The sequence below is a fragment of the Bifidobacterium amazonense genome (assembly GCF_018555435.2).
GTDB lineage: Bacteria > Actinomycetota > Actinomycetes > Actinomycetales > Bifidobacteriaceae > Bifidobacterium > Bifidobacterium amazonense.
In genome coordinates this window covers 1-22,074 of the sequence record NZ_JAFEJT020000055.1, presented here as the reverse complement: position 1 = coordinate 22,074, position 22,074 = coordinate 1, and the positions used below count along the sequence as shown (strand labels likewise).

The window sequence follows — 22,074 nt, the reverse complement described above, 5'->3', positions numbered from 1 at the left end:
GTGCCGCGTGCAGGCCGCGAAGAACGCGATGACGAACGCGCCCGCGAACGAGACCGCGATGGACAGTCCGCTGATGATCAGCGTGTTGGACAGTCGCTGGGAGATCAGTTGGCTGACCGGCACGCCCTGCATGTAGGAGGTGCCCAGGTCGCCGTGCAGCGCGTCGGCCAGCATGCCGACGTACTGCTGGAACGGCGTCCGGTCAAGCCCGTACTGGTGCTTGACGGCTTCGAGCTCGGCCCCGCCGATCGAGCCGTCGGGGATACCACGGGCGTGCAGGATCAGGTCGATCGGGTTCGCGGGCAGCAGGTTGAGGATGATGAAGGTCACCGTGTAGGAGGCCCACAGCACCGCCACGGCCTGCACGATGCGCCCGGCGATGAAGAGAATGTGCTGTTTCATGATGGTCCAATCAGGATGTGCCGTATCGGCCGAGGCGCGCCCCGGCTCAGCTCAGCCAGGTGTCGTACAGGGAGATGAAGGATTCGGCGGTGTAGCGCACGCCGTGCACGTTCTTGGCGAGCGCGAGATCGCCCATGCGCTCGTAGAACGGGATCTGGATGTACTGGTCGGCCAGATACTGCTGGAGCTCCTGGTAGATCTTGGTGCGCTTGGCGTCGTCGCGTTCCGCGATGCCGGCGTCGAACAGCTTGTTCAGCGTGGCCCGCTGCTCGTCGTTCGCGATGTTCCAGCCGCCGCGGTTGCCCTTGTCGTTGCGGATGTCGATCAGGTTCGCGATCGCCACCGGATCGCTGCGCGTGTAGGTCCACAGCATCGACAGGTCGTAGTCGTTGGTCTTTTCCTTGTTCAGCGAATCCGCGTAGGTGCCGATTTCGATCTGCAGGTCGATGCCGACCTGGCGGAACTGGTCGACCAGCAGGTCCTGTCCGGCGTTCTTGTTGTAGTCAAGCCACACCAGGGTCAGCTTCTTGCCGTCCTTGTACCGGTAGCCGTCCTTCTTGTTCAGCGTCCAGCCGGCCTTGTCGAGCAGTTTGCCGGCCTCTTCGGGATCGTATCTGATGGCGTCGGGGGTGGCCTGGAAGCTTGGCGTGGTCGCGCCCAGCACGCCCTTGACCGTCGGATAGTCCTTGCGGAAGATGGTCTGCGCGTACGAGGTGCGGTCGATGGCCAGCGAAACCGCCTTGCGCACGTTGATGTCGTGCAGCGGTCGGTCTTCGGAACGCGTGTTCGGATAGATGTCATAGGAGGTTCCCGGCAGGGCGCGCGTCTCGATGCGCCCGCCGGCGGCCTTGATCTGTTCCGCGTCGTTTTCGAGGATCGGCACGGCGGACGATGCGAGGATGATGTCCGTCTGGCCGCCGACGAAGTTGCCGGTGCGCACCGTGGTCTCCGGAATGTAGGAGACCTCGATGCGGTCGAGATACGCGTCGCCCTGCTGCCTCGTCTCGAACGGGGACGGCGTCGTGTATCCCTTGCGTTTGGTGAAGATGGTCTTGCTGGTGATGTCCCACTGCTTGAGCACGAACGGGCCGGTGCCGTACAGGTTTTCGCCGTGGCAGCGCTGCTGCGGGGTCTGGTCGAGCGAGGCCGGCGCGAGGATGGCCAGCGTGGTCGTGGCCGTGGCCTGCAGGAACGCCGCGTTGAACTTCGAGAAGTGGAACTGCACGGTGTCGTCGTCCACCTTGCTCACGGATTCGAGGCCCTGGATGTAGTTGCCGCCGGCCGTGCCCCAGCCTTCCTTGACCCCCTTGAGGTTGGTTTCGAAGTTCTTGACCACGGCGTCGGCGTTGAACGCCTCCCCATTGGAGAACGTCACGCCGTGCTTCAGATCGAACGTGTACGTCTTGCCATCGTCGCTGAGCTTCCAGCCGGTCGCCAGCCACGGCTTGATCTCGCCGGTCTTCGGGTCTTGGTCGGTCAGCGATTCCGCGAACTGGCGCACCAGCGTGCGCGACGCGGTCCACGACGTCTGGAACGGATCGATGCAGTTGAGGATCTCCGTCGGCTCCGCGATGCGCAGCGTGCCGCCGGACTGCGGCTCGCCCGCCGGCTCCTCGCCGCCGGTGGCGTTCGCGGTGCTGCCGCAGCCGGCGAGCGCCAGCAGGCCGGCGACGGCCAGCGCCGTCAGTCTGCCTCGGTGTGTTCCCCCTCGTGAAACCCCTCGTAAGATACGGTTGTCCCCCATGTCATTCCCCCAATATGTGCCATGCCGATGGAATTCGGCGGTGTGTCTTCGACTGACGCGCATCCCCATGCGCGTCGGCCGTTGACAGTCACTGTACCGGACCGGACGGGTCCACACACCCCCTGCCCTATACGCGTTATCTATATGACGCTATATGTCTCGCCGGATACCACCGTTTGACACCGCCTCGGCGTCCGCCGCCGTCTCTCGAGGCGCTATGCCTCCCGCCGCCCGGCGAGCGCGCGCCCGAGGGTGATCTCGTCGGCGTACTCGAGGTCGGAGCCGACGGGCAGGCCGCTGGCGAGCTTGGTGACCTTGATGCCGAGGGGGCCGAGCAGACGGCTCAGGTACGTGGTGGTCGCTTCGCCTTCGATGTTCGGATCAAGCGCGAGGATGACCTCCTTGACCTCGTCGGTTTTGAGCCTGTCGAGCAGTTTGGGGATGTTGAGGTCGGCGGGGCCGACGTTCGCCATCGGGTTGATCGCGCCGCCGAGCACGTGGTAGAGGCCGCGGTATTCGCGCGTGCGTTCGATGCTCATCACGTCCTTCGGCTCCTCGACCACGCAGATCACGCTGTGGTCGCGCCGCGGGTCGACGCATACCGGACACGGGCTCGTCTCGCACACGTTGCCGCAAATGTCGCAGAAGCGCACCTTCTGCTTGACTTCGGTGATCGCGTCGATGAGCTGCTGCGCCTCCTCATCGGATGCGGACAGCATGTAGAACGCGATGCGCTGTGCGCCCTTCGGCCCGATGCCGGGCAGGCTCGCGAACGCGTCGATAAGGCGCTGGATCGCGCCATCATATGCCAATGCCATGGGTTGCCTCCCTTGTCCCGCATGCCCGCCTGCCGTGAGTTGTACGGGATGCCACGACGTCGCATGTCGCGGCTTCATTATGCCAAACGACCGCAACCGGCGCCTCGTGCTTCGATCAACCGCGCTTCCTGCCCCTATAGGAACATCGCCATATAGATGGGCAGCACTTCCACGCGGTCGCCGATCGTACCGTAATTGCCCGGAGCGAGCTTGATGCCATGCCGCACTCCGTGGTTGTCGATGAGCGAATTCATGGATTTCGCCTTGCGATTCTGCGACGACTTCACCTCCACGGCGGTCGCCATCCCGTTGAATCTGATGAAGAAATCCATCTCCAACGAGTTGTTTTTCTCGTAGTAGTACAACGGCTTGCCGTTCTTGGCGAACATGTCGCCCACGATGTTCTCATAGATGGCACCTTTGTAGATGCCCAGATTCCCGTCAAGGATATCCTTCTGAGATCCCTCCTCGAGCATGGCGACCAGCAGTCCGGTATCCCTCATGTACACCTTGAATTTGGTGTTGTCGCAGTTGCCTTCGAACGGCAGTTCCGGGGCATCCAACTTATAGCAGAAGTTGATGATGCCCGCATCGTACAGCCACTGCAGGCTTCCGCCGTATTTGCGGGCGCTGGAACGAGGTTCGACCACCGAATAGGAGAACCGTTTGGAATCGCGCGCCAGTTGTTTGGGAATCGACAGGAAACAGGCGCGGGCCTTGGCTTTTTCAGCACCTTGCGCATACTTGGCGATATCGTTTTGGTATTCGGCGAGAATGTCACGTTGTATGCCCAACACCTTTGCGAAATCCTTGGTGTCCACGAATGACTGCACGGCCTCCGGCATGCCGCCTACGACGATGTACTGACGAAACAGCTGCATCATGCGTTCCTGCACGGCATCCGGCACTTGCTCACGGCGGTCGAAGAACCCTTTCACATATGAAACGGCGGATTCGGTGATTCCACAGGCCCACAGGAATTCCTCGAAATCAAGCGAGTGCATATCCATGTGCTCCACGTAACCCACCGGATACGACGATACTTCCTTGTAGGAGATGCCGAGCAGCGAACCGCTGGCGATCACATCGGCCCTCCCGTCCATGGTCAGGAACTTCAGCGAAGTGACCGCATCCGGGCAGCTCTGGATCTCATCCAGGAACAGCAATGTCCTGCGTTGCGAGAACTGCGCTCCAGGGAAAAACAACGAGAGTTGCGAATAGATGGATTCGGCGCTGTGGTCGCCGGAGAAGATCGACTTGTACTCCGGATGCTCTTCGAAGTTGAGCGATACAACGCTCTCATAATTGGCTGCCCCGAATTCGTTGACCGCATAGGTTTTGCCGACCTGACGCGCACCCTTGATCACCAACGACTTATGCCGGGGATCGCTCTTCCACTGCGTGAGTTTTTCGATGATCTTACGTCTCAGCATAACCGTCTCCACCGTGATGTCATTAGTCTGTACCATTGCTATCATACACGGTGTTGCATATTTTTCCCACGAAAAATATGCTCTAATTGCATATTTTTCCCACGAAAAATATGCAATCCATAGTTGCGAGTTATCCCGCTCAAGCGTCCCCGCGACGCCGCACACGTGCCTGGTTCCGGAATCAGCCTGTTTTCGACCCTATCTTGCAGTTCTAGGTCATTCGTCCGGATATCACGCGTCCAACAGCGTACGCGAGGGTCGAAAAACGGCGGAATTTCAACACCTGTCTCGTCGGATTTCGGCCGGATACCGGCATGGATGACCTAGAACTGCAAGATACGCCTCATAACAAGCCAAACCTGACGATACGGTCACGCTACTCCTCGTGCTTGTTGGCGTGGAGGAGGTTGCGCGGGTTCTTCGGGTCGTCGGCCTTGAATTCCTCGACCTTCTTCACGTCGAAGAACTTGGTCAGCTCGTCGATGCTCATCGCGGTCGCGGTGCCGAGCGACTGGTCGCTCATCGAATACTCGTCCTCGTCCGGGTCGACCTGCGGGGTCGTCGGAATGCCTTCGGGCAGAGGAGCCGCGAACGGATCGCCCATATTCGCCGGATCGCCGCCGGACGGGCCATTGCCGGCGAACCCGTTGCCCGCCGGCATGGCAGCGGCCGGGCGCGACATGGGGTGTCCCCACGGGTCGACGTCGTACTGCGGGTCGATCGGCTGGCGATGGTCGTCGAAATGATGCTCGATGGGCTGGCCGCCTGCGTTCGCAGGACCGTTGCCGGCGGCGAACGCTCCCGTCGCCGGCTGCTGCGGAGCAGACTGTACGGGCCGCGCCCAAGGATCGTCGTCCGGCGGAGCAACCTCCGGCAACGGAATCGGTTGGCTCCACGGATCATCGTCAATGACCGGGCCTTCGTCAGGCCGGCCGCCAGATGTCGGATTGACGACGGACTGCGGATGCGCAACGGCAGACGCGCTGTGCGCGGCACCGCCCGGCGCGGCAGCCGCGTTCGCCGATGATTCGGACCCGTTGGAGGACTGCCGTGCGGGTTGCGCCCACGGGTCGGTGTCGTCGCTCATGTCCGGCACGGCGACGTGCTTGTGCCGATGCTCGGATGACGCAGCCGACGCGGACGACGTACCTCCGCCGGCGGCCGGCGTTACCGGAGCCGCCCACGGATCGTCATCGTCGGGAACAGCCGCGGAAACCGCGCGGCCGTCGTGCGACGATCGTGCCGACGACGACGGCTGCGCCCACGGATCGTCATCGACGACGGACGACGCGTCGGAGGCCGGTACGGGAGCCGGATGGCCGGCTCGATGAACGTCGTCATCGTCGGCGGATGTTGCGGCCGACCCGTCGGCGGTCGCGGACGAGCCTTGCGACTCGGGCTCCTTGCCTGCGGATGCGGCGGCGGACGACGCGGCCTTCGATGCGGTCGACGACTGCGCCGCGAGCGTGGCGGATTTGAGGCTTTCCTGCAGCAGCTGTGCTTTGATGCGCTGCTGCTCGTCCGCCGGCAGCTTGCCGAACGGGGGCGCGACGCTGCCGTCCGCCATCTTCTTGGTGGGGGCGAGCGACACGTTCGCGCCGAACGTCTTGCGCACTTCGGAGCGCAGAATGTCGACGACCGACGTCTTGCCGTCCACCGCTTCGGTGGTGACGGCGAGCGCGAACGCGTACTTGTTCAACGGCTTGTCGAATTTGATCCACAGACGCTGGTGCCCGGCCGGATCAGGCGAGAGCAGGATCTTCGGCACGCGCGTGCGGTCCACGTAATGCCGCACATCGGCCGGCAGCGCCGCCACCAGCGCGTCCCACTTCTCGTCCGGCGTGCGAGACGCCTCCGCGGCCGGCGACGAGACGTCTCCAGCCGGCCGAGCGGGCGCTCCCCCAGCCGACGGAGCCGAGGTTCCGCCAGCATCTGGTGCGATGGCCGATACCGAGCCGTCACCTCCTTGGCCCCCTCGGCTGAGGGGGCTGCCAGCCGCAGGCCGACTGGGGGAGCGTACACCCGATTCCGTCTGAGAGTCGGCGCCCCCTGTGGAAGGTTCCATGTTGCGGGCGGCGCCCGCGAAACCGGTGTGCTGACCGGCAGTCTGGTTGCGGGAGGCTCCGGCGAAGCCGGAGCGAGCGGAGGTTCGTCCTTCTGACGCTCCCCCAGTCGCGCTTCGCGCGCCGGCCCCCTCAGCCGAGGGGGCCGAGGCTCCGCCAGCTTCACGGCCGGCCGCAGCTACGGCAACCCCGGCCTCGCGGCTGGCGAGCAGTCGCGCGGCGAGCAGTTCGAGTCGCATGCGCGGCGAGATCGCGCCGGTCATCGCACCGAGCGTCGTGTTGATCGTGTCGGCCATCGCCGTGAGCGCACCCAAGCCGAGCGCGCCGGCCTGCCGCTGCAGGTCGGCCATGTCCTCGCCTTCGGCCGTGTCGGACATCACCGTCTCCGCGCGTTCGCCGGCCAACGTGAGCACCAGCAGGTCGCGCACGCGCGCCAGCAGGTCCTCGACGAACCGCCGCGGGTCGAATCCGCCGACCACGACCTTCTGGATCACGCCATACAGCGCTTCGCCGTTGCGGTCGATCACCGCGTCGATCGCCTCGCCGATCAGCGCTTCCGGCGTGAAGCCGAGCAGCGCCACGGCCGAATCGTGCGAGATCACGCCGTCCACGGCGCCGACCATCAGCTGGTCGAGTACGGACAGCGTGTCGCGCACCGAGCCGCCGCCCGCGCGCATCGCGAGCTTGAGCACACCGGGTTCGGGCTTGATCGACTCCTTCTCGCAGATCGTCTCGAGATACGGACCCATGATCTCGGCGGGCACCAGGCGGAACGGGTAGTGGTGGGTGCGCGAGCGAATCGTGCCGATCACCTTGTCCGGCTCGGTGGTCGCGAAGATGAACATGACGTGTTCCGGCGGCTCCTCGACGATCTTGAGCAGCGCGTTGAAGCCCTGCTGCGTGACCATGTGCGCCTCGTCGAGGATGAAGATCTTGTACCGGTCGCGGGCGGGCGCGAAGCCGGCGCGTTCGCGCAGTTCGCGCGCGTCGTCGACGCCGTTGTGCGATGCCGCGTCGATTTCGACCACGTCGATCGAGCCGGGGCCGCCGGTCGCCAGGTCCTTGCAGCTCGCGCATTCGCCGCACGGGTGCGAGGTCGGGCCCTTCGCGCAGTTGATGCAGCGCGCGAGGATGCGGGCGGAGCTGGTCTTGCCGCAGCCGCGCGGGCCGGAGAACAGGTAGGCGTGGGTGAGCTTGCCCGCGTCGAGCGCGCGCATCAGCGGGATCGTGACCTGATCCTGTCCGATGACCCCGTCGAAGGTGTCCGGTCGATAACGTCGATACAGTGCAAGTGCCATGCCCTCCAACCTACCTCAAGCCGGGTATCCGCCCGACTCGCCGCACGAACGCCGCGTCAGTGCCGTCAGACGATTATTGACGCATTGTCAACAAAACGGGCCTACACTGGAATACGGTATGGATTCTCCAGTGGCAGGAGTGGTTATGGCCCGCAAGAACCCCGATGGCACGGCCTCGCGCGAGGAATCGCGCGGCGACGCGCGACGCGCGCAGATCATCCGCGCGGCCCGTGAGGCGTGCCTGGCGACCGGTTTCGCCAAACTCACGATCAGCGACATCGCCGAACGCGCCGACATGACGCGGTCGTTGTTCTATCACTATTTCGAAGACAAGGACGCCGTCGCCGACGCGGTCATCGACGACACGATCGACTCGATGCTCGGCAAGCTCACCCAGTGGAACGCCGAACGCGAGCCGGGCAACATCGACAAGGCGCTCGACAACATCGTCCGGCTGACGCGCGCGATCATCGCCGACGAGGGCCCGTTCAGCACGCGGCTCATCCAGTCGGGCAACGCGGAACTGTACATCAAGTTCATCGACCGCATCGCCGACCGCATCGCCGACTTCTTCGACCGGACCACCGTGCGCGACTTCGAGAAGATGCACGGCATGCCGATCCGCAACGTGCACGAGTCGTTCTACGTGCTCATCGTCGGCCTGATCTCGCTCATCCGACAGCATCCGGAGACGCCGGACCGCGTGATCAAGCAGGTCGTCGCGCAGACGTTCCACATCGAGAACTATCTCGCGTGACGCACGACGGTCAGGCGACGACGATGTCGGCCGACGCGTGATGTGCGCCGTCGGTCACGCGCAACGTGACCGTGTCGCCCGCGACCGCGCCGGCCGGCACGCGCACGACCGCGAGCGCCTCGCCGTAGTACGTGCCGGTTGCGCCGGTCACGAAGCTGCCGCGGTTGAACGGGGCAGCGCAGCCGAAGCCGAGCAGGTCGCCGCCGGCGACGCCCGCGTGCAGGTTCCCGCGTTCGAGCGGTTTGGTGATGCCGTGTTCGTCGGTGTAGCGCACGCGTACGAACGCGAGACGGCCGGGAAGGACATGCACAGACCGCGATTCCGCGTCATTCGCCGCATCGTGCGAGCCAACCGCGTCCCCCAAATTCTCCACGTTCATCGCACCGGCCGCGACCGGCCATTCGACGTCGGCGCGCAGTTCGGTGCGATCGCTTGCACTGCGCAGACTGTCGCGGCCGATTTCGTGCCCGGTTGCGTCGTACGCGACCGCTTCGATCACGCCCGGCCGATACATGCACATGAACCGTGCGATGCATTCGTCGCGCAGTGTCTTGCGCCCGACCTCACGACCGTTGACGAACAGCGCGACCGCGGCCGCACGCGCGTACACTTCGACGTGCGCGAGCCGACCGTTGCAGCCGTTCCAGCTCCACGAGCGGATTGCGTCGCTCATCTTCCACGCGCTCGGAGAGTGTTTGTCATCGGTGTGGTTGACCGGGCGGACGGCGATGTACGGGCCGCGGTCGGGATGCCCGATGCGATCGGGACGCCCGACATGATCGGGATGGCCGACGCGATTGCGACGTCCGACGCGATCGGACTGATCGAAGTGGCCCAGCTGATCGTCCGCGCCCGGGGCCTCGAGCGCGACGCGCGTGTAGTACGCCTCACCGAGCGGCCGGCCGGTCAGGTCGAGTCGGCCGGAGCCGGCGGTGAGCCACCCGTAGCCGATGCGCAGGGGGGCGTAGTCCTCGTACTCCCACGAGCCGATGCCTGTTTCGCCCATGTAGTCCATGCCGGCCCACACGAAGTCGCCGATCACGCGCGGGTGCGTCTTCGCGTATTCGCGGAAGCGGTATGCGTCGGTGCAGAACGTTTCCGTGCCGAGGATGAGCCGGTGCGGGTACCGGGCGAGGTCGTGGCCGTAGCGGTTGATGCCGTAGTTGTAGCCTGCGATGTCCATGTTCGCGAACGCGCCGCGCGTCACCCAGTCGCACGGCGGCAGGGACGCCATCGTTTTCATGAAGTCCGCGCCGAGACGGCCGGCCAGCTGGTTGAAGAACTCGCTGCCGACGATGCTGCGGCGATGGCCGGGTGCCTCGAACGGCGGCTCGGCGGCCGCGCCCCGGATGACGTGCCGGACGGCGGTCTGGGCGGTGCGTTTGGCCGTTTCGGCCTGCTCGAACGCCTTGCGAAGGTTGGCCGCGCGTCTCGCCTCGCGTTCGGCCTTGCGGTCGGAGTATTGGCCGAGCCGGATCGCACTGAGCAGGTTGAAGAAGATGTTGATGCCGCACGTGACGGGCCGCGTCGGGTCGAGCGCGTGCAGATGCCGGGTCATCGCGCCGGCGAGCGCGATGCCGCGATGATGCGCGGTTTCGCCGACCTCGTTGCCGGTGGAGTACATGATGACGCTGGGATGGTTGCGGTCCTTGGCGACCATGTCGGCGAGGTCCTGCCGCCACCATCGGTCGAAGCGGTCGACGTAGTCGTGGCGCGTCTTGTGGATGTACCAGTGGTCGATGTATTCGTCCATGACGAGCATGCCGAGCCGGTCGGCCGCGTCGAGCAGGGCCTTCGAGCAGGGGTTGTGCGCGGAGCGGACCGCATTGTAGCCGGCCTGTTTGAGCAGCGTGAGCTTGCGTTCCTCCGCGTCGGGGTAGGCGCATGCGCCGAGCACGCCGTTGTCGTGGTGGATGCACGCGCCTTGGATGATGACGCGGCGGCCGTTGATCTTGAATCCCTCGGACCCCCATGCGAGCGTGCGGATGCCGAACGTGACGTCGGTCTCGTCCATGTCGTGCGAACCGTACGTGCCGTCCGGGTCGGCGTTCGCCGACTCGTATCGAATATGAGCTGTGTACAGGTTCGGCGCCTCCGGCGACCACAGGCGAGGGCTCGGAATATCGAGCGTAATCGCGGCAACGCCATCGGCGGCCGTCGGCACAGTCGCGTAGACAACACCATCGGCGGCCTCGGCCCGTCCTGCAATTTCGGACGCGCTACGCGCGACATTATCTGGCTCGCTGTCGCTCGCTCCTCGCCTACAAACGCCTCTGGCGTTTGCTTCACGGCTCGGCCCGGCTGAGGGGCTGTCACGGCGTAGCCGTGACTGGGGGAGCGTCACCCCCAAGGCCTGCGTTGTGGGCACTCCCCCAGTCAGTCTCCGGCTGACCGTCAGCTTGTCGGAGGGAACAGGGGTCACCGAGATGGAAACGCTGCCCGGAGCAGTGGCTTCGACCGTGAACTGGACGCGGGCCGGCACGGTTGCGCCGCCGTCCGGCAAGCCGGACGAAACGGACTCGTCTGGCGTTCCAATGGACAACGTGCGCACGGTGACGCCGTCAAGCTTGATATGGTCGCGCGGCGCGACCCACAGCGTGACCGGACGGTAGATGCCGGCGCCCGAATACCAACGCGAGTTCGGCTGGTCGGCGTTGCGCGCGACCACACGGATCTCATGCTCGCGGCCGACCGTCAGCGCATCGCTGACGTCGACGGAAAAGTCCGTGTACCCGTACGGTCGGAACGCGACCTGTCGTCCGTCGATCCACACTTCCGCATCGTGGTACACGCCTTCGAACTCGAGGATCATCGCACGGCCGGCCAACTCCTCCCCCGGCGTGAACCGGCGCACGTACTCGTAGTCGCGCCCCTCGAACCAACCCGAGTTGATTCCGCTTTCGGCGACGGGCGTACGCGGCTCGGACAGCATCGCGTCGTGCGGCAACGTCACCGGCACGAACGGCTCGTCCGTCGCCCCGAGATGCCGATACGACCACCCGTCATTGAACCCGATCGCCCGCATCCGCTCCTCCGATCATCGATCACACCAGCTTAGTCGCAGGGCGTCACCGGCCGGGCCAGCCAAGGTCTCGGGAGATGGCGTCGGCTTGTCAACGGGTGCGCCCGCTCGGCGACCGGGCAACAAGGGGGAACCTTCCTGCGAATGCGAACACGAACGCGAACGCCGTGGCGTACGACAGGGACCGCAAATGGCGTAAAAACTACAACGAAATAGGCATAAAATCGGGAACGAAACTAGTGTAAAATCAATATCAATCTTGTCGGGGACTGGGAGAAAGGCCGAAATATGAGCGATGCGCGAGCGATGGGCGACACGCTGACCCAACCGGACTACCGACCGCGCGTCGTGGACGGACGACTCGGCAAACTGCTGAACGCGTTCGGCGCCGTGGAGATCGTCGGACCGAAATGGTGCGGGAAAACGTGGACGGCATTGTCACAGGCGCGCAGCGTGGACCGGCTGGACGATGCGGCGACGTTCGCAGCCGCGCAGACCGATCCGGCGCTGGTGCTGATGGGCGCGGAACCGCATCTGGTGGACGAGTGGCAGGACGCGCCACAGATCTGGGATGCGGCGCGTCGTCATGTGGACGACAATGCGAATCGCAAGGGGCAGCTCATTCTCACCGGCTCCGCCATCCCGAAGGACGTGGATGCCATCCACCACAGCGGCACGGGTCGCATCGCCCGCCTGCGCATGTGGCCGATGAGTCTGGCTGAATCGGGCGACTCCACCGGCGAGGTCAGTCTGTCGGCACTGTTCGACGGCGATTTCGCCCCGGCTGTTTGCGACACCGGCGTCGAGGATGTGGCCCGGTGGTGCTGCCGTGGCGGGTGGCCCGCCAATCTTGGCCTGGATGACGAATTCGCGCTGGAGATCCCCGGGGAATACATCGCGAGCGTGCTTGACGTCAGCGTGCCAAGGATGAACAAGAATCCGGGAACGGCAAGGGCCCTGATGCGCGCCTTGGCCGTGAACATCGCGCAGGCCCCCAAGTATGCGACGCTCGCCACCGATATGGCCTATGGCGACGAGAGACGCGAACCGGACGTGCAGACGGTGAAAAGCTATCTGGACATGCTCAAGGATCTGTATCTGATCACGGATCTGGAAGGATGGGAGCCTCCGCTTCGGGCGAAAAGCCGCGTGCGCACCAAACCGAAACGGTATTTCGTGGATCCTTCATTGCCGGCTGCGGCATTGGGCGCTTCCCCCCTCGCGCTGCTGCGGGACACACAAACGCTCGGCGACCTGTTCGAGACGCTCTGCATCCGCGATCTGAACGTATACCTGTCGGCCATGCCGGGCTCAGGCAATCGGATCGCCTACTATCGCGACGACAAGGGGCTTGAAGTGGATGTGATCATCGAATTGGCCGACGGCCGTTGGGGAGCCATCGAGATCAAGCTCAGCGATCTGAAGGCCACCGACGAGAACGCGGACAAGCTCAAGGCGTTCCGCAACAAAATCTGCGCCAATCCCCTCGGACAGGTCCGCGACCCCGAGTTCATGATGTTCCTCACCGGGCGCGGGCGCAAAGCCTACCGTCGCTCCGACGGCATACTCGTAGTCCCCATCGCGACCCTTGGCGCATGACGTCGGACACGATCGGAGACGGTGCCACTCGGATACCCGGCGGCGGCCATCAGCAAGGCAAGCTGATACGAGCCCGAACACACGAGCACGCCCGATAACACACTAACGGCCGGGCCAGCCGAGGTCTCGGGAGATGGCGTCGGCCGTGTCGCGCACGAGCGGGCCGAGCTGGCGCATGCGGTCGGTGGGCATGAACGTTTTGAAGCTGGAGACGGACACGGCGCATACGATCGCACCGCCGGCGTCGCGCACGGGCGCGGCGATGCAGCGTACGCCGGGCTCGTTCTCCTCCAAATCGAACGCGAACCCCTGTTTGGCGTAGCGGCCCATCGCGCGCGCGAACGCGGCCGCGCCCGAATAGTCGTGCTCGGGCTGGCGTTCCATACGCGCGCGATCGTCGAGATACTGCCGTTCCCAACGGTCCGGCCGGTCGAGCAGCAGCGCCTTGCCTATGCCGGTGTAGGTCAGCGGCATGCGACAGCCCGGCCACGAGCGAATCTCGATGTTGCGACTGCCGCGAACCTTGTCAAGATACAGCGTCTCGCCGTTGTCCTCGGCGGCGAGATGGATCGTGTCGCGCGTTTCGTCGGACAGGTCGAGCAGATACGGGCGTGCGACGGCGGGGATGGAGATGTCCTCGCGCGCCTGGAAACCGAGTTCGATGAGCGCCGGACCGAGGGCAAGCGTGCCCTCGACCGTGTCGCGCAGCATGCGTTCGGCACGCAGCGCCTGCACGAGACGATGCGTGGTGCTGCGCGACAGTCCGGTCGCCGCGACGATGTCGGCGAGCGTGCGCGACCCGGCGGCGACGGCCCGGAGCACGGCGATACCGTTGATCAGGGTCTGCGCGCCGGGTACGGCGGGTTCATCGGTTCGGGTCATGAGCTCAACGATACTGTGCGAGTTCGGCGGCGAGGCCGCGCACGTAGACGTCGGTGTCGCCGGCGACGGCGACGAACGTGGCGCCCCACTCGAAGTACTTGCGGGCGGTGGCCGGGTCGAACGCGAGCGAGCCGATCGCCTTGCCGTGACTTGCGATCACGTCGAACGCGTGGCGGATCTCGTCCTGGATCGCGCCGGCGTCGTCCGGGTGGCCGAGCGACGCGGACAGGTCGGCCGGACCGATGAAGATCGCGTCGATGCCGTCCACGGACGCGATCTCGTCGATGTTCTCGAGCGCCTCGCGTGATTCGACCTGCACGATCAGGCAAATCTCGTCGCGTGCGGTGGCCATGTAGTCCGGGATGAGACCCCAGCGGCCGGAGCGGGCGATCACGCCGCCGACGCCGCGGATGCCCGAAGGCGCGTATTCGACGGCGCGCACCATGAGCTCGGCCTCCTCGCGCGTGTTGACCATTGGCACGAGCAGCGTCTGCGCGCCGAGGTCGAGCACCTGCTTGATGAGCACCGGGTCGGCCGCGGCCGGACGCACGATCGGCGTGGTCGGGTAGCCGTGGCAGGCGCGCAGCTGCGCGAGGATCGTCGTCAGGTCGTTCGGGCCGTGCTCGCCGTCGATGAGCAGCCAGTCGTAGCCGATTTCGGCGGCGATCTCGATCGACGTGGGCGATCCCATCGCGATCCACAGGCCCTTGAGCTGCGGGCGCTCGGCGGGGGTTGCCGCCGCGACCGCGGCCTTGAGCGCCGCCTTGAATTCGTTGTGCGGCAAAGGTACGGAAGTCATGAATTGCTCCTTGCTCCTTGCGAATCAGTGCCGGAACGGGCGCTCGAGCGGGCAGTCGCGGTTGAGTTCGACGCCGAAGCCAGGCTTGTCGAGCTGTTCGGCGGTCATGATGCCGCCTTCCGGCACGGGCTCGCCGACGAGGATCGGGTCGAACTGCGGGCGCAGGCTGTCTGCGTGCGGCGAGGTCATCAGGAACTCGCTGAACGGCGTGTTCGTGAACGTGATCACCGCGTGGTGCGAGTAGACGGACGAGCCGTGCGGCACGACCAGCTGGCCGCGCGACTTGGCGATCGCCGCGATCTCGCACAGCGAGGTCACGCCGCCGCACCAGCCGACGTCGGGCTGCAGGATGTCGACGCCCGCGTCGGACAGCTCCTTGAATCCTTCGATGGTGCCGGTGTGTTCGCCGGTGGTCATGAGCATGCCCGCGGGCATGTTCTTCTTGAGCTGGCGGTACGACTCGATCTGGTTCGGCGGGAAGCATTCCTCGATCCACTTGAGCTTGTACGGCGCGGCCGCGTGCGCGAGCTTGGTCGCGTAGTTGACGGTCTGGCTCATCCAGCAGTCGAACATGAGCCAGAAGTCGTCGCCGACGCGTTCGCGCATGTCGGCGAGCATCGCGATGTCCTTGGCGATGCCCTCATCGTCGTCGGCCGGGCCCCAATGCGTTGGCATCTTGCCGCCGATGAAGCCCATCTTCTGCGCGAGATCCGGCCGTGCGCCGGTCGCGTAGAAGTGGATCGTGTCGCGCACCGCGCCGCCGAGCAGCTTGTAGACCGGCAGGTGCAGCACCTTGCCGTACAGGTCCCACAGCGCCAGGTCGACGCAGGAGATCGTGTTGATGACCACGCCGCCGCCACCGGAGTAGAACAGCGTGGAGTTGAGCATCTGGTCGTGGATGAGCTTGATCTGGTCGACGCGCTTGCCTTCGACGAAGCGGGAGAGATGATGTTCGACGATGAAGCAGCCCGGATTGCCCGCGGTGGACACGGCGAAGCCGGTGGTGCCGTCGGACGCCTCGACCTCGACGACGAGCGTGCCGAGCACGTTGATGCCGAACGACTGGCGGGACTGCTTGTACTCCTCGTACTTGCTCATCGGAGTGGCGATGTGGTCGTCGATCCAGTGGTCCTTGCCTTGGTCGTGGTAGTCGCCGCCACCCTGCCCGTGGATGGTGGCGGCCGCGCCGCCCATCGAGTAGGCGCGGATGGCGGTGATCGTGGGCAGCTTCAGTGATGGCGCCAACGTCATGGTGGTTCCTCTCCGTCGCGGAATGTGTGGATACGTGCAACGCTACAGCGTGTGGAACGGCGTCCCTATATGTGGGACGGCGTTCCATGTGTGGTGAACTGGTGCCTATAGTGAGGTCAATGCGGGGCCGAAGCGGGCCGAATGCCGCCCGTCACCGGCCCCGCCGAAAGCCACAGCCGTCTGCGTCGAAGGAGCTTCATATGACCGCTAACACGTACCATTTCGAGGACAAGGTCGTCATCGTCACCGGCGGCGGCACCGGCATCGGCCGCGCGATCACGCGCGCGTTTCTCGACAACGGCGCGACCGTCGTCGCCGTCGGCCGCAAGCAGGATCCGCTCAGCGAAGCGGTCGCCGGCTACGCGAACGGACACACGCACATCACCGACGTCTCCAGCCACGAGCAGGTCGCCGAACTCGTACGGTCCGTCGTCGACGAATTCGGCCATCTCGACGTGGTCGTCTCCAACGCGGGCATCTTCGAGGGCGGCGAGATCGAGCACGTCTCCGACGAGGTGTGGCACAAGCTGTTCTCGGTGAACATGGACGGCCTGTTCTACCTGACCAAGGAGGCGCTGCCGCACCTGATCAAGTCGCATGGCAACATCGTCGTCGACACGTCCGTCTCCGGCCTGCGCGGAGACTGGGGACAGACCGCATACAACTCGACCAAGCACGCGATGAACGGCTTCGTGCGTTGCGTGGCGCTCGACTACGGCGCCAAGGGCGTGCGCGTGAACGCGTTCGCGCCCGGCTTCATCGAAACGGACATCAACAAGGAGGTGTGGAGCGACCCGGAACGCGTCAAGCCGTACACCGACCGCGTGGCGCTCGGCCGCACGGGCCGCGCCGAGGACTGCGCCGGCATCGCGCTGTTCCTCGCCTCCGACGACGCCTCGTACCTGACCGGCCTCGTGGTGCCGGTCGACGGCGGCACCACGGCCGCGACCGGCCAGGGCCGCAACTCGTACGAGAACGACACCCGTTCGGTGCTGTGACGTTCCTCTCGGCTCCCCCTGTCAGGGGAGCCGTCTGCGAAGCACGCTGAAGGGCAAGGGTAGTCAAGGTAGTCAATCAAAGGGGCAACACCCTCACGTCACCACTGTCAAAGGAGACAGCATGAGCGAAATCGTCATCGACCGGCTGGCCACGATCATTCCGGAAACGGAGGAGCAGCGCGAGGCGCCGCGGCCGTTCGTCGACACGCACGTCCATCTGATGAGGACGAGCCTGTACCCGTGGTTCAACCGGTCGAAGGCGCTCACGTTCGAAGGACCGTGGGATCCGCTGTTCGACGCGGGCGACTATCTCGTCGACGATCTGCGCGCGGAGACCGACGGCACGCCGATCGAGCTCGTCGGTGCGGTGCACGTGCAGGCGAACGCGGCCGATCCGGTCGCCGAAGTCGACGCCGTACAGCGCATGAGCGACGAGTCCGGATGGCCGATCATGATCGTCGCCGGCGGCGACCTGTCCGACCCCGGCATCGAGGCGACGCTCGAACGCGAAGCCGCATATGCGAACGTACGCGGTTTCCGTCAGAATCTCAACATGCACTCGCATCCGCTGTATCACTACGTCGACAAGCCGTACATGGACGATCCGCAGTGGCTGGCCGGGCTCGGACTGCTCGGCAAGTACGGGCTGAGCTTCGACATGCAGCTCTACCCGACGCAGTTCGCACGCGCATGCCAGGTGATCGACGCGCACCCGGACACGCTGTTCGTCATCGACCACGCCGGCATGTGGGCCGACCGCGACTTCGCCGGCTGGAAACTGTGGCATGACGGGCTGCACGAGCTCGGCAAGCGCGGCAACTGCGTGATCAAGATCTCCGGATTCGCGTCGATGGACCACCGCTGGACGCTGGAGAGCATCAAGCCGGCCGTGTACACGGTGCTCGATTCGTTCGGCGTGAACCGCACGATGTTCGCGTCGAACTTCCCCGTCGACAAGCTGCACGGCACCTACGCGGACATCGTGCACGGCTTCGCCCGCTGCGTGGAGGCGCTGTCCCCCGCCGAACGCGACGCCCTCTTCGTCACCAACGCCCGCCGGTACTACCGCTTCTGAAACTCGCCGGTGATCGGATCCCGGCCGTCGCGTTCGATCGCGGCGAGCGTGCGGCTGCCGTCGTCCTCGGCGTGGGCGCGCGCGACGGCGGGTGGCACGAGCACGCGCAGCGCGCGGTCCTGCGCGGCGACCTTGACCGGCAGATGGCCGATGTATTCGCCGTCGGCCATGAGCACGGGCGGTTCGGCGCCTTCCGCGGCGCGCGTGATCTCCACGTCGCGCACGCGTTTCCAGCCGAAGATGTGCGAGGCGAGCAGCCGGCCGTTGTAGCCCTTGGAGATCGCGTCGGCGATCTCCAACGCGTTGGGCATGTGGTCGATCCAGATCAGGTCGAGCAGTCCGTCCGCGAAGCGCGAGTAGGGCGAGACCTCGAGTCCGCCGCCGATGTGCCGCGAGTTCGCGACGGTGACCATCGGCGTGATGAGGTCGCGTTCCTCGACGCTGCCGTCGGCGAGCGTGGCCTTGATGTGGTAGCCGTATCGCTTGAGATGCGTGACTTCGACGAGCACGGCCGCGAAGTAGCGCAGGGAGCCGCCGGGCAGGCGCGAATGGTTGGCGCGGTCGTTGATGCTCGCGTCGAGCCCGCAGTTGAGCATGCCGCCGTAGAAGCGGTCGATCGGCGGCAGATCGTCGGTGGGAGCCGGAACAGCGCCGGTCGGGCCGGCAACGTCCGTACTCGTGACGGTCGGATCGGCCGCACGGGAATGTCCGTCGGATTCCGCGGTGTCCGCACGTTCCGCCATGCCGTCAAGCAGGTTGCCGGTGGCCGCGTCGACCGCGTAGCCGCCGGGCAGCGACGTGACGCGACCCATGTCCACGTCGATGTGGCTGCCGCGTACGATCGCGCCGACGATGCCCTCCACCGCGGTTTCGATGCGGTTGACCGGCAGGTCGAGCCCGCGCGCGAAGTCGTTGCCGGAGCCGGTGGCGACGATGCCGAGCGGCTTGCCGCTGCATCCAACGGCGTTCGCGCCGAGCGCGATCATGCCGTCGCCGCCGACCACGACCAGGTGCGTGTACTCGTCACGTCGTGTGCGCGCGTTGTTCAGCGAATCGTCGAAGCTGGTGCCGGTCAGGTCGATCACGTCGAAGCCGTGACGTTCGCCGTCCGCTTCCAGCAGGGCCATGACCTGCGCATCGATTTTGGCGCCCTTGCCCTTGTCGGACACCGGGTTGCCGATCATCGCCACCACGGCATGCCGCGGATCGGCGGCCGACTGCACGGTTCGTTCTTCACTCATACCGCCACCATAACCAAACCGCGGCATACATGCCAGTGTCGCAACCCGACGATCCACGCCACAGTGTCGTCCCGACAGGGTCTGCGAGCGCCGGCACGATCCCAGCATCGAACGGTCGGCCATGGTCATAGACACCGCACCACACGAGGGACCGAATCAGTGCTGTCGAAATCTCATATCGTACCTGTGCGAGACAACGCAACGGTCAGCTTGCGGCGAGTCCCTTGTCGATCAGCGCGCGAATTGCCTCGGACGTCTTCATGCCATGCTCCTGCGCATACTGCCGCACGCGGCGCTCCCCGTCCGGATCGATGCGGAACTGCATGATCTTGCTGGCACGCTCCCGTCCGATCTTCAACGGACGGCCTCGGCGGAGCTGACGGATCCACTTGCGCTCCTGCGGGGTGGGATCGCGCATCCAAGTCTTACCCTCGGCAATACGCTGCTTGAGCTCCTCTTCAGACCAGTCAATGTCGTAACCTTGTTCGGCCTCCTCTACTGCCTTCTGAAACCGAGCGGCCACTTCAGGCGGAAAATCAGAGTCCTCATAAATCGGTACGCCGTGGTGATAGTAGACCATTGCCTGCTTCTTTCTAACGCTTCGTTGTACTTTTTCCGTATTGGCATGGAATGAATCAACCACCAGCGGTCATCATCGAACAGAAGGATCACCTCTAACGCCACTCCATGCTGGGTAAACCCCAGCAGGAGGTCTTTCGGGGGATCCTCCTGCATGACCTCCCGACGCATATAGTGCTCCACCACATACATCGAGTCCTCTACCGGGACGCCATGCTTGAATGCCGACCGTTTCACGCCAATTCCATTATTGTAATACATAAATCACCTTTCTGGTGATGAACGGGCGGCGTCACTCGCATGCGACGGGTCCGGCGCGGGAGGAACGTGCGACGTGCGGCGCGAATGGCACCTGCGTGGCGACGGAAACGGTCGTCTGCACGTCCTCGTCGTCGACCGCGCAGGAGTCGAGACGAGCCGCAGCGTCGCCGGAACCGGTGCCGGAACCGTTGAATTCGCGCGCGAATGCGGAGGCGACGGCCGACGCGACGCCGCAAGGATCGTCGGCACCGTCACGCAACGCGGCCGCCGCCGACAGCGCCGCAAGGTCGGCGGCGGCACGGGCGCGCGTCTGACAGACCAGCAGGTTGCCGGCCGCGGCGACCACGCTCAGCATCACGGCGACCAGCATGATCAGCATCACGCCGGCGACCGTGCCGGAACCACGGTCCGCGCCACGCAGCCACCGGACCAGTCGCGGATCCGACCGTCCATCGAGCCGGCGATGCGGCCACCGACCGTAACGTTCCAGCCGAAACCGTTCCGCCGGCATACCGTCCGTCGCGTAGAGCACGGATGCGCCGCATCCGAACAAGGGCATGATCATCGGCGTCATGACAGCACTCCCGTCGCTTTGCCGGTCACGTCGGTCGGCAGCACGCCGATCGGATCGGGTATGACCGGACACTGCACGGTCACGGTCGCAAGATCGCCGTCCTGAGCGACCGATACGGACACGTCGTCTCCGGCGACCGCGCGGGCCGTGGCATGCGGGTCGGCATCATCGCCGGCCACGACCAGTGCGCGCGCGGCGGCAGCGGCCGCATCCTGACAGTCCATCGACACGACGACCGTGCGGGCAAGGCATATCAGCAGCACCGCCACGGCCACGACGGCGGGGAGCACCACCGCGAACTCGGCGGTGGCGGCTCCCTCGTCGGCAGTTCTTCCCCACCGTCGCAGCGCGGCGATGACGCGGGCAGGTAATCGCCGCATGGTCGTCACCCGACGTTCAGGGCTTTCTTGACGATGTTCGTCAGCAGCGTTTTCACGGCGTCGGATTTGAGCACGGTCATCAGCACGCCGGCGAATGCGGTGGCGGCGATGAGCACGATCGCGTATTCGGCGGTGGCCGCGCCCTCCTCGGGTTCGGCGGCCAACGCGCGCAGTTTCGCGTCGAGCCCGTACAGTTCGCAGCTGCCACGCACGTACAGGTCCATCATGCGCTGCTTGGTGCTGGTGAACAGTCCGGCCTGGCCGTCGGCGTTGATCGGCAATACATCACTCATGGCGTTCCTTTCGCTTTCGTCCGCGCCCCCGTTGGCCGCGGTGCCACCACTATGCACGATTCCGCGATGTCGTCGAGCGAAAAACGGGGTATGTGGTCGAATGGTCGATCCATACCCCCGAGTTATCCACACCCGGCGTGTCCATCCACATTTTTTGTGGATAACTTCAGTCTGCGATGCATCGTCATCCACATGATGTGGAATGCGACGTAACGGCTACAGCAGGAAGGAGGCGATGGCCGGGATCACCCCGACGATGATGAACGACGGCAGGAAACACAGTCCGGTGGGCAACAGCAGACGCACGGACAGGCGGCCGGCGGACTCCTCGATGCGGGAGCGCTCGTCGGAGTCCAGCTGGTCGATGGCCGCCTCCAACCGCATGACCGGCGACGCGCCGCGCCGCCACGCAGGTTCCAGCGCGTCCTCCAGCACGTCGAACAGCCGCATCACGTCGGCATGGTCGGCGTTGTCTGACCCATTCCCGGTGCGTTGGATGCGGTCGGCGAGGCGATGGGCGGTGCGGCCGGGAACGGTCTGCGCCGTGCGGCGGTGTCGTTGCGGAGCGGCATCGGCTGGCATCACGCGTGGCTGGCCGCCAGGGC

Annotated in this window: 18 protein-coding genes and 1 pseudogene; 4 read left to right on the top strand and 15 right to left on the bottom strand. The window is 65.2% G+C overall.

From position 1 onward, the window contains the following. The 5 genes from JS533_RS10935 to dnaX form a co-directional block, all read right to left on the bottom strand. Positions 1-402 (bottom strand): ABC transporter permease (locus JS533_RS10935; RefSeq protein ID WP_241514565.1); only part of this gene is annotated, 402 nt, incomplete at its 3' end. Between the two features lie 46 nt (positions 403-448). After that, complete coding sequence (locus JS533_RS10930; protein WP_241514564.1) at positions 449-2,146, bottom strand: ABC transporter substrate-binding protein; 1,698 nt, start codon at positions 2,144-2,146, stop codon at positions 449-451. A 215-nt stretch (positions 2,147-2,361) separates the two neighbouring features. After that, positions 2,362-2,964 carry a recombination mediator RecR gene (gene recR / locus JS533_RS10925; protein ID WP_241514562.1) on the bottom strand — a complete coding sequence of 201 codons (603 nt, stop codon included), beginning with the start codon at positions 2,962-2,964 and terminating at the stop codon, positions 2,362-2,364. Between the two features lie 134 nt (positions 2,965-3,098). Continuing rightward, the gene (locus JS533_RS10920; protein WP_241514560.1) at positions 3,099-4,397 is read right to left on the bottom strand and encodes an ATP-binding protein; all 1,299 of its coding nucleotides are present in this window, start codon (positions 4,395-4,397) and stop codon (positions 3,099-3,101) included. A 376-nt stretch (positions 4,398-4,773) separates the two neighbouring features. Then, positions 4,774-7,758, bottom strand: coding sequence for a DNA polymerase III subunit gamma/tau (gene dnaX / locus JS533_RS10915; RefSeq protein ID WP_241514558.1), 2,985 nt, complete (start codon positions 7,756-7,758; stop codon positions 4,774-4,776). A 145-nt stretch (positions 7,759-7,903) separates the two neighbouring features. Between dnaX and JS533_RS10910 the strand changes: the two genes are divergently transcribed. Beyond that, a complete protein-coding gene (locus JS533_RS10910) occupies positions 7,904-8,515 on the top strand; it encodes a TetR/AcrR family transcriptional regulator (protein ID WP_241514568.1) in 612 nt (203 codons plus the stop codon). Between the two features lie 10 nt (positions 8,516-8,525). Here the strand turns inward: JS533_RS10910 and JS533_RS10905 are convergent, their stop codons facing one another. Then, positions 8,526-11,540: a glycoside hydrolase family 2 TIM barrel-domain containing protein gene (locus tag JS533_RS10905; protein WP_241514557.1), complete on the bottom strand. Its 3,015-nt coding sequence runs from the start codon at positions 11,538-11,540 to the stop codon at positions 8,526-8,528. A 303-nt stretch (positions 11,541-11,843) separates the two neighbouring features. Here JS533_RS10905 and JS533_RS10900 point away from each other — a divergent pair, with 303 nt between their 5' ends. Continuing rightward, positions 11,844-13,136 carry an ATP-binding protein gene (locus tag JS533_RS10900; protein ID WP_241514556.1) on the top strand — a complete coding sequence of 431 codons (1,293 nt, stop codon included), beginning with the start codon at positions 11,844-11,846 and terminating at the stop codon, positions 13,134-13,136. A gap of 102 nt (positions 13,137-13,238) precedes the next feature. Here JS533_RS10900 and JS533_RS10895 read toward each other — a convergent pair whose 3' ends face one another. The 3 genes from JS533_RS10895 to rhmD are packed head-to-tail and all read right to left on the bottom strand — an operon-like array spanning position 13,239 to position 16,068. Next, positions 13,239-14,018, bottom strand: coding sequence for an IclR family transcriptional regulator (locus JS533_RS10895; protein ID WP_241514554.1), 780 nt, complete (start codon positions 14,016-14,018; stop codon positions 13,239-13,241). A 4-nt stretch (positions 14,019-14,022) separates the two neighbouring features. Continuing rightward, entirely contained in the window at positions 14,023-14,817 is a 795-nt protein-coding gene (locus tag JS533_RS10890; protein WP_241514553.1) for an HpcH/HpaI aldolase family protein, read from the bottom strand. A gap of 24 nt (positions 14,818-14,841) precedes the next feature. Next, positions 14,842-16,068, bottom strand: coding sequence for an L-rhamnonate dehydratase (gene rhmD, locus JS533_RS10885; RefSeq protein WP_241514551.1), 1,227 nt, complete (start codon positions 16,066-16,068; stop codon positions 14,842-14,844). A 200-nt stretch (positions 16,069-16,268) separates the two neighbouring features. Here rhmD and budC point away from each other — a divergent pair, with 200 nt between their 5' ends. After that, positions 16,269-17,066 carry a meso-2,3-butanediol dehydrogenase gene (gene budC / locus JS533_RS10880; RefSeq protein ID WP_241514550.1) on the top strand — a complete coding sequence of 266 codons (798 nt, stop codon included), beginning with the start codon at positions 16,269-16,271 and terminating at the stop codon, positions 17,064-17,066. 121 nt (positions 17,067-17,187) lie between these two features. Beyond that, positions 17,188-18,141, top strand: a complete 954-nt coding sequence (locus JS533_RS10875; protein WP_241514549.1) for an amidohydrolase family protein — start codon at positions 17,188-17,190, stop codon at positions 18,139-18,141. Here JS533_RS10875 and JS533_RS10870 read toward each other — a convergent pair. The 6 genes and pseudogenes from JS533_RS10870 to JS533_RS10845 form a co-directional block, all read right to left on the bottom strand. Further along, the gene (locus tag JS533_RS10870) at positions 18,129-19,382 is read right to left on the bottom strand and encodes a diacylglycerol/lipid kinase family protein (RefSeq protein WP_241514548.1); all 1,254 of its coding nucleotides are present in this window, start codon (positions 19,380-19,382) and stop codon (positions 18,129-18,131) included. The genes JS533_RS10875 and JS533_RS10870 overlap by 13 nt on opposite strands. A gap of 205 nt (positions 19,383-19,587) precedes the next feature. Further along, the gene (locus JS533_RS10865) at positions 19,588-20,025 is read right to left on the bottom strand and encodes a hypothetical protein (RefSeq protein ID WP_241514547.1); all 438 of its coding nucleotides are present in this window, start codon (positions 20,023-20,025) and stop codon (positions 19,588-19,590) included. Positions 20,026-20,253: 228 nt separating this feature from the next. Beyond that, positions 20,254-20,781, bottom strand: a complete 528-nt coding sequence (locus JS533_RS10860) for an Rv3654c family TadE-like protein (protein ID WP_420838654.1) — start codon at positions 20,779-20,781, stop codon at positions 20,254-20,256. A gap of 11 nt (positions 20,782-20,792) precedes the next feature. Beyond that, positions 20,793-21,176, bottom strand: a complete 384-nt coding sequence (locus JS533_RS10855; RefSeq protein ID WP_241514546.1) for a TadE family type IV pilus minor pilin — start codon at positions 21,174-21,176, stop codon at positions 20,793-20,795. Between the two features lie 5 nt (positions 21,177-21,181). Continuing rightward, the gene (locus tag JS533_RS10850; RefSeq protein WP_241514545.1) at positions 21,182-21,469 is read right to left on the bottom strand and encodes a DUF4244 domain-containing protein; all 288 of its coding nucleotides are present in this window, start codon (positions 21,467-21,469) and stop codon (positions 21,182-21,184) included. 216 nt (positions 21,470-21,685) lie between these two features. Beyond that, a pseudogene (locus JS533_RS10845) lies at positions 21,686-22,074 on the bottom strand (hypothetical protein); the annotation flags it as partial.